This window comes from Leptospira kmetyi serovar Malaysia str. Bejo-Iso9, assembly GCF_000243735.2.
Lineage (GTDB): Bacteria > Spirochaetota > Leptospiria > Leptospirales > Leptospiraceae > Leptospira > Leptospira kmetyi.
In genome coordinates this window covers 311,684-328,112 of record NZ_AHMP02000003.1, presented here as the reverse complement: position 1 = coordinate 328,112, position 16,429 = coordinate 311,684, and the positions used below count along the sequence as shown (strand labels likewise).

Annotated in this window: 14 protein-coding genes and 1 tRNA gene; 4 read left to right on the top strand and 11 right to left on the bottom strand. The window is 44.9% G+C overall.

What is annotated here, in order from left to right; genetic code table 11:
• Positions 1–29: 29 nt before the first annotated feature.
• The 6 genes from pgsC to LEP1GSC052_RS03910 all read right to left on the bottom strand — a co-directional run bounded on the left by pgsC (position 30) and on the right by LEP1GSC052_RS03910 (position 5,062).
• Complete coding sequence (gene pgsC / locus LEP1GSC052_RS03935; RefSeq protein ID WP_010574525.1) at positions 30–488, bottom strand: poly-gamma-glutamate biosynthesis protein PgsC; 459 nt, start codon at positions 486–488, stop codon at positions 30–32.
• 6 nt (positions 489–494) lie between these two features.
• A complete protein-coding gene (gene pgsB, locus LEP1GSC052_RS03930; RefSeq protein ID WP_020986126.1) occupies positions 495–1,718 on the bottom strand; it encodes a poly-gamma-glutamate synthase PgsB in 1,224 nt (407 codons plus the stop codon).
• A gap of 1 nt (position 1,719) precedes the next feature.
• Complete coding sequence (locus tag LEP1GSC052_RS03925; RefSeq protein ID WP_020986248.1) at positions 1,720–2,982, bottom strand: SpoIIE family protein phosphatase; 1,263 nt, start codon at positions 2,980–2,982, stop codon at positions 1,720–1,722.
• 59 nt (positions 2,983–3,041) lie between these two features.
• Positions 3,042–4,163, bottom strand: a complete 1,122-nt coding sequence (locus tag LEP1GSC052_RS03920; RefSeq protein WP_010574523.1) for a sensor histidine kinase — start codon at positions 4,161–4,163, stop codon at positions 3,042–3,044.
• A 117-nt stretch (positions 4,164–4,280) separates the two neighbouring features.
• The gene (locus LEP1GSC052_RS03915) at positions 4,281–4,670 is read right to left on the bottom strand and encodes an FKBP-type peptidyl-prolyl cis-trans isomerase (RefSeq protein ID WP_010574522.1); all 390 of its coding nucleotides are present in this window, start codon (positions 4,668–4,670) and stop codon (positions 4,281–4,283) included.
• A complete protein-coding gene (locus LEP1GSC052_RS03910) occupies positions 4,667–5,062 on the bottom strand; it encodes an RNA recognition motif domain-containing protein (protein WP_010574521.1) in 396 nt (131 codons plus the stop codon). Before LEP1GSC052_RS03910 ends, LEP1GSC052_RS03915 begins: the two co-directional genes overlap by 4 nt.
• A gap of 115 nt (positions 5,063–5,177) precedes the next feature.
• On the opposite strand from LEP1GSC052_RS03910, the gene LEP1GSC052_RS03905 reads away from it, so the two are divergent.
• Complete coding sequence (locus LEP1GSC052_RS03905) at positions 5,178–6,224, top strand: serine/threonine protein kinase (RefSeq protein ID WP_010574520.1); 1,047 nt, start codon at positions 5,178–5,180, stop codon at positions 6,222–6,224.
• A gap of 165 nt (positions 6,225–6,389) precedes the next feature.
• Complete coding sequence (locus LEP1GSC052_RS03900) at positions 6,390–8,684, top strand: inorganic phosphate transporter (protein ID WP_010574519.1); 2,295 nt, start codon at positions 6,390–6,392, stop codon at positions 8,682–8,684.
• Between the two features lie 400 nt (positions 8,685–9,084).
• On the opposite strand, the gene clpX is transcribed toward LEP1GSC052_RS03900, so the two are convergent.
• The 5 genes from clpX to LEP1GSC052_RS03870 all read right to left on the bottom strand — a co-directional run bounded on the left by clpX (position 9,085) and on the right by LEP1GSC052_RS03870 (position 13,123).
• On the bottom strand, positions 9,085–10,350 hold the full coding sequence (clpX, locus tag LEP1GSC052_RS03890) for an ATP-dependent Clp protease ATP-binding subunit ClpX (protein ID WP_010574517.1): 1,266 nt from the start codon (positions 10,348–10,350) through the stop codon (positions 9,085–9,087).
• 15 nt (positions 10,351–10,365) lie between these two features.
• On the bottom strand, positions 10,366–10,959 hold the full coding sequence (gene clpP, locus LEP1GSC052_RS03885) for an ATP-dependent Clp endopeptidase proteolytic subunit ClpP (protein ID WP_002626411.1): 594 nt from the start codon (positions 10,957–10,959) through the stop codon (positions 10,366–10,368).
• Positions 10,956–12,311 (bottom strand): trigger factor, encoded by a 1,356-nt coding sequence (gene tig / locus LEP1GSC052_RS03880; RefSeq protein ID WP_020985979.1) that lies wholly within the window; start codon positions 12,309–12,311, stop codon positions 10,956–10,958. The genes clpP and tig overlap by 4 nt, the downstream gene beginning before the upstream one ends.
• Positions 12,312–12,350: 39 nt before the next feature.
• Positions 12,351–12,422 (bottom strand) — tRNA-Gly (locus LEP1GSC052_RS03875).
• 62 nt (positions 12,423–12,484) lie between these two features.
• Positions 12,485–13,123, bottom strand: coding sequence for an arylesterase (locus LEP1GSC052_RS03870; protein WP_020986278.1), 639 nt, complete (start codon positions 13,121–13,123; stop codon positions 12,485–12,487).
• A gap of 64 nt (positions 13,124–13,187) precedes the next feature.
• Between LEP1GSC052_RS03870 and LEP1GSC052_RS03865 the strand changes: the two genes are divergently transcribed.
• Positions 13,188–14,930, top strand: a complete 1,743-nt coding sequence (locus LEP1GSC052_RS03865) for a glycoside hydrolase family 3 protein (RefSeq protein ID WP_020985750.1) — start codon at positions 13,188–13,190, stop codon at positions 14,928–14,930.
• A complete protein-coding gene (hemW, locus tag LEP1GSC052_RS03860; RefSeq protein ID WP_010574512.1) occupies positions 14,927–16,090 on the top strand; it encodes a radical SAM family heme chaperone HemW in 1,164 nt (387 codons plus the stop codon). The genes LEP1GSC052_RS03865 and hemW overlap by 4 nt, the downstream gene beginning before the upstream one ends.
• Positions 16,091–16,429: the final 339 nt, after the last annotated feature.

The window sequence follows — 16,429 nt, the reverse complement described above, 5'->3', positions numbered from 1 at the left end:
AAACGGATTTGATTTCAAAAAGGAAATTTTCACGGAAGCAAAACGTCTCCGAAAACGAAAATCAAAAACAAACGAACGAGTATCGAACAGATCCAGATCGAGGAAAGTGTCTTGGGAATTCCTTGTTTTTCCGCGGAAAGTGCGATCAACCCGGGAACGATATGAGAGATCGTTTTAGATTCAAAATCTCGAATATACCCGAAGTGACTCACCGCAAAATAATCCAAAATCATCGAAACTAAAATCGAAAGGAGCAAAATCAAAACCGTCTTTCTTTGGCCAAAACTTAAAAAATAAAATTCGGAAATCCTATAGATCCCGATCGTCAGAATCGAACTGAATACCAAGATTCCTATGACCCAAGGTTGAAATAGAAAAAGGGCAACGTAACCCGGAACGACCCAACCGCCGGGATAGAGACCGGTCTTTTCCCAAAGTAAAAAACCGAAAAGAATTCCCACACCGATCGATAAAGTTATGATTTCCATTCTTTCTTATCCAATGTGAGCGCCGTCGCCGTGTTCGGTTTGGATCCGTTCTACGAATTCCAGCAAACGAGTTCGACCCGGTCCTTGGAAATTTCCCGCGCCGATCCAAAGATGAGAACCGCGTTGACATTCGTTTTCATCAAAGCAAAAATCATTCTTACAAAAAATCAATTCGGCGTTTCCTTGATAAAAGGATCGAAACAAGTTTTTCCAGGCTCCGAAAAAATAAATTTTAGAAAACTCTTCTTTCTTACTGAAGAATTTTGCGAACTCCATCGTTCGAATCGGTCTTTCTTGTTTCGAATTGAAGACGACGACTACGGAATCAAAACTTTGTTTCTTATCTTTGCCGGTCTTTCGAGTTTCCTGCAAGATAGAATTCCAGGAAACCGTATCGTTGGCGGCAAACGCAAATACGAATCTTTGTTTCTTTCCCTCAAACTCCGTTTCCGTAATCCTAAGCGCGCCCGGATCGGGAAATGTTTTCGCGATGCCGGACAAGATCGACGTTTCGGTTACGCCTAACGTTTTACAAACGCGGACAGCGATTTCCACATTCTCCGGGTGTTCCGGATAACGGAGAGAACGTAAGGCCGCTTGTATAAAATCCGAAGAATGGCTTGTTTCCCCGTTTGGCATTTCCGCGTTTACAACGTTTGTGTTTCTTTGGTCTGCGATCGTTTCAAAATACGTTGCGGCCTTTGAGTTCGTAACGGAACTTCCGAGGATCAAAATCCCTTCCTTCGGAATCGTTTCCGAAAATCCTTTCCAGATTTCTTCTTCCAATTGGGTCCATTCTCCGTGATCGGGTCGAACGTTCGTAAGAACGGTATGCGTCGCTTGTACGAGAATCTCTTCCGATTCTTTTTGATAACGGGGTTGAACCGCCATACATTCGAGCACAACCGCCTGTGCGTCGTTAGTCGAAGCAAAACGTAAAAAGGAACCTTGTTCTCCGATGGAAATCTTATTTCGAAAGATTCTTCTTTCGTTTCGATCGGGGAACAAAAGACTCGGAACCGAGCCGGTCGTCTTTGCGAATACGTTCCAACCTTCTTCGACTAAAATGGAATGAATCAAACGGGTCACCGAGGACTTTCCCCTCGTTCCGTTTATATGGATGCGGATCGGAACGTTTTCGATCGAAAGATCGTGTTTTCTTTTTTCGTTTTTTAAAAAAAGAAAAAAGAAAAGAATCAAAAGACCGAAAACAAAAATCGAAAAAGACATATCAAAGATCGGGAGAATCCAACGCTATCAAAATGGCCGTGATATCGTCTTGTATTTTTTGCGGTCCAAGATGATCCATAAGACTTTGAAGAATCGCCGGAATCGTTTCTTCCATCGGTTCCGAGAATTTTTTCGCGAGAATATTCTGAACCGCAAGTTCGCCAAACTGCTGTTTGTCGGAGTTGAATTCTTCGTAGATCCCGTCCGTCAGTAAAAATAAACGGTCCCCGTATTGATAGTTCAGTTTAAAGATCGCGTAACGGTTGTTCGGATCGAGCCCCAAAAGTGAACCGGTCCGATCCAAACCCATGACCAAATCCTGGGAAAGAAAAAATTGAGGAGGATGACCGCCCGAAGAATACACGATCGTTTTTGAAATCGTATCTATGTCCGCGAGAAAACACGAAAAGAACATTCCTATATTGCCGAAGTTTCTGCAATATTCTCCGTTGAATTCGGTGAGAATACTTCCCGGATCCGTATCCTTTTTTTTGATCGATTCCAAAATCCCCTTAAGAGTCATCGTAAGAAGCGCAGCCTGTACGCCGTGACCGGTCGCGTCCGCAAGAAACACGCGCAGAACTCCGGGACGAATTTCGAATATATCGTAAAGATCCCCGCCCACTTCCATCATCGGAAGATACGCCGAATGAATCTGCACTCCGGCGACCGAAGGAATATCGGGAAGAATTTCGGTTTGAAGTTTTTTGGCGAGACTGAGTTCTTCCTTCATTACCTTGTAATAGTTCGCGAGAAGTCTGGATCTTTGTCTTACCTTTTCTTCGAGTTTTTCGAGAAGTTCCTCTTTTTCGCGGTCCATCTTTTTCAAGGTCTGATTGGCCCGTTTCAACTCTATTAGAATTCTATGTTTTTCTGATATATCTCGGATGATGATATGATATTGATAGTCGTCGGCGGGCCCGGTGACGGAAACGGAAACCTCCGAGATCAAAATGCTTTTGTCCTTTCGAATCAAACGGATCGGACCGAAGGGCTTTTGTCTTTTTTTATCCGGAAGTTTGGCTACGTTTTTTAGAATTTTATAAAATCGATTTCGAATTCTCAGAGGAAACTGTTGTTCTATGGAATTGCCGATCAGTTCCGATGCGAGAAAACCGGACATTTTTTCGGCGGCCGGATTGATGAGAAACACGCGGAAATTCTTATCCAAAGAAACGATTGCGTCGATCGCGGAATGAAATAGAATCGAATAACGTTCCTCGGGATCGTAACTTTTGTGTTCTGAACGCGTGGAACCGGTCATGAGGGGTTTGAAAGAGAGTCTATTAGAATCCGATAATTCTCCCCAAAGTCAAGGATCTTTCAGAAAGATTCGGGAAGATCCACGTAAAAGCGGGTCGTTCCGTTTGCGCATTCGAAGGAAAGATCCCCGCCCATTTCTCGAACCAAATTGTAGGAAACGGTGAGACCGAGTCCCGTGCCTTTTCCGATTTCCTTGGTGGTGTAAAACGGATCGAAAAGTTTATGTCTGTTTTGCTCCGGAATCCCCGGTCCCGTATCCTCGACGATCGTGCGAACGTAATTGCGATTTCCCTTTTTGATCTTTTCCCAATATACGGTGAGAATCTTTTTATGATCCGGATCGGGATGACTTTCGATCGCGTCTTTTGCGTTTGTCAGAAGATTGAGATAAACCTGTCTGAGTCTTCCGGCGGAACAAACCGCGTAGATCGGAATGTCCAAGGCCGGAGCGACGGTTTCGATTTCTGCTTTTCGAAAACCGCTTTTCAAAAGACCGAACGTGGAACAAAAAACGGTCGTGAGGTCGTGGACCTTCGCTTCTTCCTTTTCCAAACGTGTGAACGTAAGCATGTCCTTGACGATCTCGGAGATACGATTGCTTTCCTGAAGAATGATTCCCGCGTATTTGCGAAGAGGATTTCCGGTTTCGATTCCGTTGAACACCATCTCCGCGTAGTTGATCACTCCCATCAGAGGATTGTTGATTTCGTGCGCGACCCCGGCGGAAAGAGTTCCGATCGCTTCCAGTTTTTGTTTTTGAACCCAGGAATCGCTCGGTCTTTCCCAATCGCCGTTTCCTGCGAGAACTTTGGCGGAATCGTAACGGATCGGAGAAAGGTCCGAAAAGGGAGAAGCTTCCAAATACGCGAAGATCTGAAATTCTTCCGAATCGAATGCAAAGGAAACCGAATATTCTTTTCTCGTTCCATCTTTGGTAAGAATGGAGACTGCGTAGGATGAATTCTCATCCAGAACGTTTACGGAAGGCCAAAGAGAAGGATCGGAAAGATTGGGTTTTGAGTTTTTAAACTCGCAGATATGATTCCAGTTTTGAATTCCTTCGAGTTCCGATTTGGAAAAACCGAAGGCTCGGCTAAACGCGGTATTGACTCGAAGGAGCAAAAGGGACGGCTCTAAGATACAGGCCGGAACCGGGGAATGTTCGAAAAAGTTGTAAGACATCCGGTTTAAGCTATCGCAGTGGAAGAAAGCCCCTCCTTTCCATGATAGATTAGAACCGGAAACCTCTCAGAATCTAACGTCAGAATCCGGTAAATTCTGTTTCAAAAGAATTGAATCTCAGTACACTTTCAGCAATTCCACTTCGAAAATGAGAGTGGAATTCGGAGGAATCGCGGCTCCCGCACCTCTGGAACCGTAGCCGAGTTCGGGAGGAATGGTAAGTTTGCGAATCCCGCCTTCTTTCATCCCGCGCACGCCTCTGTCCCAACCTTTGATGACTTCGCCCGCTCCGAGATTGAACGTAAACGGAGTTCTTCTGTCTCTGGAACTGTCGAACTTCTTACCGTTCGTAAGAGTTCCCACATAATGAACGGTCACGTTGGAACCGGAGAAAGCTTCCTTACCGGTTCCGATACGAATGTCCTTGATGACTAAATCTTCCGCAAACGCGGGAGCGATAAAAACAAAAAGAACGACTAAGATCAACGTTAAACGGATTGATTTCATTTTCCTCTCCCTCCGGTTCTTCTTACGGTTGCTCCACCAGCAAATCCGCCTTTCGCTTGATTTCCGTGGATCTTACCGGAGGAAGTTCCACCTTTTAAAGATTGTTTTTTCTCGAATTCTTTTTTCAGTTCTTCAGAATCGACGACCGCGATCTGTTTGCCTTGGATTTCTTTTTTATTCAAAGCCGCGACCGCTTTTGCGCCCGCAGAGTCTTCCATTTCGACGGATCCATAGGATAAGGAACGACCTGTGGTTTTGTCTTTTTTAATATGCGCTTCCTGAACCGTACCGAACTCCGAAAATATCTTTTTTAACTCGTCTTCGGTAAGCTCCTGAGGCAGATTTCCTACTGATATCTTCATGATTTTTCCTTCTCGGGAATCAATTTGCAAAATCCAATTCTATTGAAAACCAAATTCTAAAGCGATCAGAACAAAACGATCAAGTTGGAAGACCATTCCAATAAAAAAATTTCCAAGGAAACCGGAAGCGGGAATCCTGGAGTCGATGGCCGATTTTTTTAAACTCAATCCGGGAGAAATTCTCACCCTTGTCGAAAAGGCGGGTTACGAACCTTCCGGTCATTGTATGGCTTTGAACAGTTTGGAGAATCGGGTTTTCGATCTTCGGCTCGAAGACGGTTCGCATATCATCTCGAAATTCTACCGTCCGGGACGATGGAACCGAGAACAGATTTTGGAAGAACATCGTTTCTTAGAGGATTTGAAAGAGGAAGAAATTCCGGTTTGCGCTCCCTATCGTTTTCAAGACGGAACGAGCCTCGCCTCGTTTCAGGATGAGATCCATTATTCTTTTTGGCCGAGGGTCGGAGGAAGATCGCCCGACGAACTCAGCCCCGACAATCTGAAAATCTTAGGAAGACTTCTCGCGAGAATTCACAACGTCGGCGAAGCGAAACGGTTCGAACATAGGATCACCCTCGATTCCAAAACATACGGAAGCGGACCTTTGGAAACCTTACTCCAGGGAGAATGGATTCCTTCGAGTTGCAGGACCCAATATCTGGAAACCGCAAACGCGATCCTGGATCTTTTCCGGGAAAAAATCGAATCGGTTCCGTTGCATCGTATCCACGGAGATTGTCATAAGGGAAATCTTCTCTTCGGAAAAGACGGTTGGTTCTTTGTCGACTTCGACGATTGTTTGAAAGGTCCGGCCGTTCAAGATTTTTGGATGCTTCTTTCCCGAGGAAAAGAAGGGCTCGAAGAAAGAGAACATCTTCTTTCCGGTTACAGAGAATTTAGGGATTTTGAAGAGCGTTGGTTTGATCTGATCGAAATTCTCAGAGCGATGCGGTTCGTTCACTACTCCGCATGGATTTCGACTCGCTTCCAAACCGATCCTTCCTTCCCGACCGCGTTTCCTCATTTTGCCGGAAACGAATATTGGGAAAAGGAAACCTTGGAACTTAAGGAACAATACAAGTTGATTTTGGATTCCTTAGGGGGAAAACATTTCTTTTCCGTTACAGATTCTCTTCCCGAGGAAGAAGAACTTACCAATAAAGATTTTTTTTGGGATTTGGAAGATTAACCGGTTGATTTTGTAACGGAAAAGTAATAATCACGGATGGGTTTCCGGCAAAATTTCAGTTGTCCGGTTCCCAGGATCAAAAACACTCAATCGAACTCGAAATTGACGAGTGAATGCGAAAACTTAAAACTGTAGATTCTACAAAACAATCAACGGAAGCGTTTCATGGACTTTTTTTTAATCATCGTTGTACTCATGGCGATCCTCGGTGTCGGCGACCTCTTGGTCGGGGTTTCAAACGACGCCGTAAACTTTACGAACTCGGCCGTGGGTTCCAAAGCCTCTTCTAAAAGAATCATTCTGGTCGTGGCCGGAATCGGGATCATCCTCGGCGCTCTTTCTTCCACTGGAATGATGGAAGTCGCGAGAAAAGGGATCTTTCATCCGAGCGGTTTCGCGCTTCAAGATCTGATGTTCTTATTCTTAGCGGTGATGCTGACGGACATCGTTCTTCTGGATCTTTACAACACTCTCGGACTTCCGACCTCGACTACGGTGTCCTTGGTTTTCGAACTTTTAGGAGCGGCTCTTGCGATCGCATTCTTAAAAACCGGAACCTTAAACGGAGCGTTTCAGATCATCAACTCCGAAAGCGCGCTCAAGATCATCTTCGGTATCATTACGAGCGTGATCGTGGCGTTCTTCTCGGGAATGATCTTACAGTTCGTTTTCCGATTCATCTTCTCCTTCAATCTTAAGAATTCGTTGAAATACTTCGGAGGATTGTTCGGCGGTCTTTCCATGACGACGGTGGCGTTTTTTACGCTATTGTCCGCGATGAAAGGTTCCACCGTAATCCCGCCCGAAATCGTAAAATACATCAACGAAAACTTTACGAACATTCTTCTCGTTACGTTCGCGAGTTTCGCGGTCGTTTTCCAATTCTTAGTATTATTAGAATGGAATATTCTAAAATTCTTAGTTTTGGTCGGAACCGGCTCCTTGGCGATGGCGTTTGCGAGCAACGACTTAGTGAACTTCATCGGGGTTCCGCTCGCGAGTTTCGCGACTTGGACCTTGATCCAAGCGGGAGGCGGAGACGCGAGCGCTCTTGCAACCGGTCTTGCCGGAAACGTTCCCACTCCGAACTTCATCCTTTTGGGCGCGGCTTGTGTGATGCTTTTCCCTCTTTGGTTCTCCAAAAAGGCGGAGACGGTGACACAAACCGAAGTCACCTTGGGTTCTCAAGGAGAAACATTAGAAAGTTTTAATACGAGTTTAGTGGCCCGCGTTTTCGTTCAGATCGCTCTCGGAATCTACACTCCGATCAAGGCGATTCTTCCGGCGAGCGTCCGCAACTTTATCGGAAAACGTTTCGAACAGAAAAACGGTTTTGCCGAAATCGTAAAGGTTCACGAAACCGAAGCGTTCGACTTGCTCAGAGCTTCCGTAAACATTCAGATTTCCAGCGCGTTGATTCTGATCGGAACCCTTTACAAACTTCCGCTTTCCACAACGTTCGTTACCTTTATGGTTGCGATGGGAACGTCTTTGACGGACGGAGCTTGGAACAAGGACAACGCGGTCAACCGAGTGAGCGGGGTTCTTACCGTCGTAGGCGGTTGGTTCTTCACGGCGATCATCGCGTCGACAACCGCGGGAATCATCGGATCGATTCTTTACATCTTCGGATTTTCTTCCGTGATCGTTCTCGTGTTGGTAGCGGGGCTTTTGATTTTCCTCTTCGGAAGAATTCACAAAAAACGCCAAGAAGCATACGATGAGAATCTCGAAAAACTCATTACTCTCAAAAAACATCCGGAGAGAGCTCTTTCCAGAACGATATCTTCCATGCTCGCGAGTTTGAGCGTCGCCAGAAAGGCTTTGAACAACGCGTGCGCGGGTTACGTAAACGGTAAAAAGAAGAATTTCAGACAGACCCAAAAACTTCTGAAAGACTTAAAGAAGATGAGAGAAAATTCCCTCTCCAGCTTCTTATCCATCGCCAACAAACATTTGGAAGAAGACGATCTTTCCTCCATTCATCCGATCACCGAGTCGATCAATCATTTGGATCGAATCACCGAAAGTATTTGGAACATTCTGAGAACTTCCTCGAACGGAATCAGCACTTTCCAGGAAGTTTCCAAAGACGAAAAGGAAGAAGTCAAGGAACTCAGAAAGTCCGCTACCAATCTCATGGAACTCCTCGCGGATTCGGATAAGTTCCCCGATCTTTTGGAAAAAGCGAGATCGGAAAAGAAAACCAAAAATCTCGAGAAGATGAAACAGAACATCTACAAGAGTCAGATGAAACGGATCAAAAAAGGTGACAGCAAACTGAAGTCCAGCGTCTCCTACTTCGTGATCATCGACGAACTGATCGACATCAACGAAAACCTTCTTTCTCTCGCGGAAGAATTGAGCGTTGCGATTCCTTGGACCGAAAAGAAAAAGATAGAATTGCAGAGCAAATCGATTCTCGCTTTGAAAGCGGAAGAAAAGAAAAAGAAGAAATAAGAAAAGGACTAACCCGTAAAAATCGGTCGATTTCTTCGTTTGAACCCCGTGATCCTTTTGGACATCACGGGGTTTTTTATTTTCTGGATTTGGGAAGAATGGAAAACGAAAAACCGAACCGATTTACGGGATTAATCCGAAAACGAACCAAGGGACCGGGCACGAGAAGCCGAAGATTTTTTCTTCGTTGGAATATGCCAAATCCAGAATATACTCTAATTCGAATACGGTAGATCGTTATACGTTCCATGCACCTGTGCAGCACACGTTTCACGTTTGATACGCCCCGAGTGATACGTTTAGGCTCTAGTTTTTGGAGGGAGTGAGAACGGACGGTATTTTGTCCTTTTGGACGCGATGACAACGCCCTTTACGTTTGAAACGGAAGATCGAAAATCGATTAAGCGATCTTCGATTCTTTTTTCAAAACTAAAGTAGGAGTCACTCGATCGGTGATCACTTCTGCGGTGATAATCACCTCTTCGATATCCTTGCGCGAAGGAATATCGAACATCAGATCCAACATGATGTTTTCCACGATCGCTCTGAGACCGCGAGCGCCGGATTCTCTTTTGATCGCGAGTTCCGCGATTTTGTCGATCGCGTCTTCTCGGAAAGTCAATTTTACGTTTTCGAGTTCTAAAAGACGAGTATATTGTTTGAGAACGGAGTTCTTCGGTTCGCGGAAGATTTGTTTGAGCATTTCCACGTCCAACTCTTGCAGAGTCGCAACGATCGGAAGTCTTCCGATAAACTCCGGAATCAATCCGAACTTGATCAGATCTTCGGGGATCACTTGTTCCATCAGAGCGTCCTTACTATCGCCTTGGATTCTCTGTTCTTCGGAGCCGAAACCGATCGTTTTCACGCCGGTTCTGGACTTGATGATGTTCGGAAGATCCACAAAGGCTCCTCCGAGGATAAAAAGAATGTTCTTCGTATCCACTTGTAAGTATTCCTGATGCGGATGTTTTCTTCCGCCTTGCGGAGGAACGTTAGCCACCGTTCCCTCGATGATTTTCAGAAGCGCTTGTTGCACTCCTTCTCCGCTCACGTCCCTCGTAATGGAAGCGCTGTCGGATTTACGGGCGATCTTATCCACCTCGTCGATATAGATGATTCCTACTTCGGCCTTTTTGATATCGTTGTCCGCGTTTTGGATCAACTTGAGAATGATATTCTCCACATCTTCCCCGACGTAACCGGCTTCGGTGAGCGCGGTCGCGTCTACGATCGCAAAAGGAACTTTGATGATTCTGGCAAGTGTTTGAGCAAGAAGGGTTTTACCGCTTCCGGTCGGTCCGATCAAAAGAATATTCGATTTTTCGATTTCTATGTCGGACTTCTTCTCTTTGAGATTCACTCGTTTGTAGTGGTTGTAAACCGCTACGGAAAGCGCTTTCTTAGCGTGGTCTTGACCGATCACATACTGGTCTAAAATGGATTTGATGTCTGCGGGGCTTGGAACCTCGCTGAACACTTCCGATTTTTCGTGTGCGTTGTGATCATGATCTTCGGCGATGATTTCGTTACAGAGGGAAATACATTCGTCACAGATATAAACACCAGGTCCGGCGACTAAACGTTTTACTGCATCTTGTTCCTTTCCGCAGAAAGAGCAGAATAGTTTTTGTTTACCGTTGGTTCCCGGTGTTTTCTTAGCCAAGGGAGCGCTCCTTTATTAAGCTTGTTTGCGATCGATCTGAATGACGGTGTCGATGATCCCGTAATTCTTCGCTTCTTCCGCAGTCATATAGAAGTTTCTTTCGGTATCCTTCTGTATCTGCTCCACACTTTTTCCCGTGTGTTTATGATAGATGGAATTGAGAATTTCCTTCAGCTTGAGAACCTCTCTCGCTTGAATCTCGATATCACTCGCTTGTCCGGTTGCCCCGCCCATTGGTTGGTGCATCATGATTCTTGAATTCGGAAGCGCGGAACGTTTTCCCGCCGCTCCTCCCGCAAGAAGCAGAGCCGCCATAGAGGAAGCCTGTCCCAGACAAAGAGTTCTCACATCCGGTTTAATATACTGCATTGTATCGTAAATTGCAAGACCGGAAGATACGTAACCACCGGGAGAATTCAGATAAAGATAAATATCTCTTTCGGGATTTTCGGCCTCGAGGAATAACAACTGCGCCGTGATGACGTTTGCGTAATCGTCGTTGATTGCATTCCCGAGAAAGATGATTCTATCTTTTAAAAGTCGGGAAAAAATATCGTAAGATCTTTCCCCTCTGCTCGTTTGCTCGATCACATACGGAATTACACTCATGCTTTCTGTTCTTCCTTTTGGTTCAGATAGTCTTTTACCTGGCCAATACTCAATTTGTCAGTGTATTTCTTTTCTACAAGATCAAAGAGGGTATCATCCACCTTTTTTGCGAAAAAATTCTCTCGATAATTATCCATGAGTTTTCCCTTTTCCAGCTCTTTTTTAAGATCGGACAGGGAAATTTGGTAACTTGACGCAAGTTTTTCTAAATCGGCATCAAAATCCGTATCGGAATACGTAATATTCTCGGTTTGCGCAATTTTTTGGCGGGTAAAGAAGTGTTTGAGACGGGTTTCCGCCAGATTCTTAAAGGATTCTTGAACTTCTTTCAGATCCTTTTTGATCATCTCGGCGTATTTTTCCATGGTAATGTGAGGAAGTCTGAATTCGTGGATCATATTGTGGAAAACGTGTTCCGATTCTTCCTTCACGTAAGAATCCGGGAAGATATACTTGGAATCGTCGATGATTTCCTTATAAATCTCCTCCATCTTCTTATTGCGGATTCCTTCCTCAAAACGTTCCTTCAGATTCTTGCGAATCTTTTCTTTCAGAGCCTTTAGGGACTCGGAACCGTCGAACTCGGACGCAAGATCGTCGTCCACAGCGGGAAGAATGTTCGCATAAAGCGCCTTTACGGTAACCGAGTATTCGAACGTTTTACCGGCCACTTCGTTTTGGGAATAATCTTCGGGGAAAGTATGGGAGAATTCTTTTTTCTCTCCGGCTTTCAAACCGTAGAGGTTTTCGTCGAAACCTTTCAGATTGCTTTCATGACCCAAGTGATAGTCGTTGGAAGTGTTGCTTGCGTTTTTCGGTTCCTGATCTTTTTCGTGAACCGTATATTCCATATCGATAATGTCTCCGGAAGCCGCGGTTTGACCTTCTTCCTTGAGCTGTTTACGAGCGAGTTGTTTGCGAATGGTTTCGAGTTCTTCGGCGACGTCGGAATCGGTTACGTTGACTTCGGGAAGTTTTATTTTTACTTTTTTATACTTTCCGAGGGTGATTTCGGGATTGGTTTCGTAAACCGCGGTTGCAACGAGGGTTTTACCCGGTTGATAATCCTGAATTTCGAATTTCGGAAAACGCACCATCGGATGTTCCAGTTTGGTGAGAATGGAAGTCATTCCGTCTAGGATGAGATTGTTGATCGCGTCACTCGCCACCGCGTCGCCGAGTTGTTTTTTAACCAGGTGAAGCGGAGCCTTTCCTTGTCGGAAGCCCGGAATCTTTACGTCTTTCTGTTTTTCTGCGTAAGTTTTATCAAAAGCTTTTTCGATGTCGGAAGCTTCGAAGGTAAGTTTAATATCAACGGTAGCGTTGGAATTTTTTTTTGTTTTATAATCCATGATGTAAATCGGCCTGGGGAAGGGTGATATAAAAGAAAAAGCGGGAAACGGGATTCGAACCCGCGACCCCCTCCTTGGCAAGGAGGTGCTCTACCACTGAGCTATTCCCGCGATTATTCAGGTAGATCCATAATTTTCTTCAAAAGTCCGGTGTAAACTCACTTTTTGGAGAATCATCCTTTCTTCAGAATTTTTTGAACGAAGGGCAAAAGATTTTTCGCAAGAATCTTATGACCTTCCGCAGTCGGATGAATTCCGTCTTTCTGATTGAGTTTTTTGATTCCGGCAACGCCGTCCATAAAGAAAGGAACGAGTGGAAGATTCTCTTCTTTGGAAATTTTTGGAAAAACGGCTTCGAATTTTTTTCGATATTCTTTTCCGAGATTCGGAAACGTTTTCATTCCCACGAGAAGGATCTTCGCTTTCGGATTTTTCTTTCTGACCCTCGTAAGAATCTCCTTCAGATTCTTTTCGGTTTGATCGGGAGAAATTCCTCTCATAGAATCGTTCGCTCCGAGCTCCAACACGAACAGATCGAATCCCGCGCTCATCGCCCATTCCAAACGCGCAAGCCCGCCCGAGGTCGTATCCCCGCTCATTCCTGCGTTCACGGCTTGGCAAGAAATTCCGTTTTGATTCAGAGCCTTTTCGATCAAGGCGGGAAACGCCTCATCGGGAGAATTCAGTCCGAGCCCCGCGGTCAAACTATCTCCGAAGAAAAGAATTCGAACTTTCGAATCCTTGGATTGCGCGGACAAGGAAAGCGAACACAAAGAACACAGAATTATAATTAAGAGTTTGGATCGAATCATAACGAAGGTCTTCTCCACGGAATTTGTTTTTACAGAATTTCCGGTTTTGATATTCTGTCAAACTATGATCCGACGTTTTTCCTTCGCGTTCCTCCTTCTTTTGGGTTTCCTCACCGTGTTCTACTACGTAAGTTCTTATCAACAAGAACTCCAAGCGCAAGGCTGGGACGGATATTTAGAATCCCAAGCCAAATCCATCGTCGATAAAATGACCCCGGAAGAATTGACCGGGCAAGTGATTCACGTGGCGATTCCGGGTAAATCCCTGGATCAAACCGCTGAAAAAGAAATCGAGGAGATTCTTCCCGGCGGAATCATTCTGTTCGGAATGAATCTCGGAACCAAACAGGAAATCTTAAAACTCAACTTCGAATTGCAGAAGAAGAGCATGGAGTTTTCCAAACTTCCTCTTTTGATTTCCGTCGACCAAGAAGGCGGAAGAGTCCTTCGAGTGAAGGACGGGGTCACTCAGTTTCCCGGTGCGATGGCGCTCGGACAAACCAAGAACGCGGATTACGCGTATAAGGTCGGCTTTGTAACTTCTTACCAACTTCGTAAACTCGGACTCAATTTCGTTTTTGCTCCCGACTTGGACATCAACAACAATCCGGACAATCCGGTCATCAACACACGTTCTCTAGGCAGTACTCCCGAGATGGTTTCGACCGCCGGGATCGCTTACGAAAAAGGCGCGAGAGTCGGCGGTGCGATTCCCACGATCAAACATTTTCCGGGACACGGAGATACGAACGTGGACAGTCATCTCGGACTTCCGAAGATCGACAAGACCTTGGAAGAATTGGAAAGAATGGAACTCATTCCGTTTCAAGAATCCATCAAACAAGGCGCGGAAGTCGTGATGAGCGCGCATATCGTATATCCCAAGTTGGATCCGAATTTTCCGGCGACTCTTTCTTCCAAAATTCTTACCGGAATCTTAAGAGAGAAGATGGGATTTCAAGGAGTTATCATCACGGATGCGATGGAGATGGACGCGATCGACGTACATTACAAGGACAGCGATCCGGGCGTTTTGGCTCTATTAGCAGGCGCTGATATACTTCTTATGACGAGCTGGGGAAAAACCACGCGTGATATGAAGAATCAAATCTTAAGCGCGTATAAAAAAGGAACCTTTCAAAAAGGAGAACGCGACCTATTGAAAGAGGCCGCTTACAGACAGGTTCTTTTAAAACTCAAACACGGAATCGTATTCGAATTCTCCCCTAAAAAAACGGCGGCGAAAGAAAAACTTTCCGACATCGAACAAAAGGAAGTCGCGTTCTTTCAAGATCAGCTCGCACAAAGAGAAAAAAGTTTCTTGGAAATTTTTTCTCCCACGTTAAACGCCGAAATCTCCAGGGCGACCATCGTTTCGTTTCCTTCTTCCTTCAATCCGGCTTCGGTGAAAGCGGAAGAAACGATCTTTGCCGTTCGCGGAAAAGAATTCGAAACCGTTCTTGCGGAAAAGAATCTTCCGAACGCGAACGCGGGTAAAATTCCTTCTCTCGTTAAAGAGAATCAATTCAAAAGAATCGTGGTGACCACCTTCAGCCAATTGGAGTTGGATCTCGCCGCGGGACTCGCGAAACGTCATACCGATTTGGAAATCGTCGCGCTTCACTACGGAACTCCATTCTTAAAATTGAATACGCTTCCGAACCTAAAAATTCTATTCTCCTTTTCTCCGACCTTGGAATCCAAAAAGGCTCTTTTGTATTCCGTGTTGGAAAGAACTTCTCCGATTCCGGTCGTAGATCTGATCCTAAAGGGTCAAAACGAGAAAACGGCTTCCCAAAAGCCATGAAATCCGTTTCCGGAAATCCTGTTTCTAAAACGGGAATTCCGGGAATCTATGTCCACTACCCCTACTGCATTCAAAAATGTGAATATTGCGATTTTTATTCGGTAGGGAACGGCCAAAATCCGATCCCGGACGAATCCGCCCTCTTCCGAAGATACAAAGAGGAAATCGAACGCAGGATTTCGGACGATCCTTCGAGCGCGGACCTCGAATTCGATACGATCTTTTTCGGCGGAGGAACCCCTTCCCGCGCTGACGTCGCACAGATCGCCGATCTGATCGTTTTTCTAAAACGAAACATCAAAGTTTCCGAATATTCGGAAATTACGATGGAATGCAATCCCGAGGACATCACTCCCGATTTTCTAAAATCCATCGAACAGGCCGGAATCAATCGGATCTCCGTGGGGATTCAAAGTTTTCATCCGGAAAAGCTGAAATTTCTGGGACGACACTACGATCCGGATCGATACGGAACGATTTTGGAAACGGTAAAGAATTCTGCGATCACCAACTTCTCGGCGGATTTGATCTACGGAATTCCAGGACAAACGATCGAAGAAATTCTTCAGGATATCGTACAGGTTTTATCTGCCGGAGGAAAACACATCAGCCTTTACGCGCTGACCGTGGAAAAGGGAACCGAATATTCAAGAAAAGTAATGGACCGCGTCGTACCCGCGCCCGAAGAGGAAATCCAGGAAGAGATTCTGAAACTTTTACCGGATCTACTTTCTCCTCACGAACTGCGTCAATACGAGGTAAGCAATTATTCAAAACCCGGATTTCATTCCAGACACAATCTCAAGTATTGGACGATGGAACAGTATTTGGGAATCGGACCGGGAGCGCACGGATTTCTTTCATCGGGAAGATATTCCAATCCGAGAAACGTGGAAACTTACAAACGGAAAGATTTTTCCAAAGAATATACGAAACCCGACGTTTACGAAGAATTGATTCTTTCCTTATTCCGACTTTTTCAACCGATCGCCATGGAAAGTTTTTATTCCCTCATCCCCGATCGGAAACAAGTTTTGGACAAACATTTAAAACGACTTGAAGAAACCGGATTCTGCGAGTTTTCCAACGGGATCTTTCAGTGGAAACCGGAAGCGGTGTTATTCTTAGATACTAAGATTCTCGAACTCGCCTCCTTATAACCTCGCAAAAATTTATTTCCCGATTTATAAGCGCCGATCAGTCGCGACTTATAAACAGTTCGACAAATGATAAATTCGTTTTTTGAATCCTCACCCGCGCCCCATTCTTTCGCAAAAGAACTCGATTTTCAAAGTAAAAACGGAAATGAAATATTCAAAAATAATTGTATACAATTTTTAATATATATCAGATCCATAAACTGTGTCCAAGAAGAACGATACAGAAGAGAAGATTCTCCGTTTTGTATCCAAACGATTAACACTTGCAAAGATGGATTTCAAAGATTCCAAGAAAGAATTTTTTTACGCAAGTTCCAACGGCACTTTTTTTTATTCAAA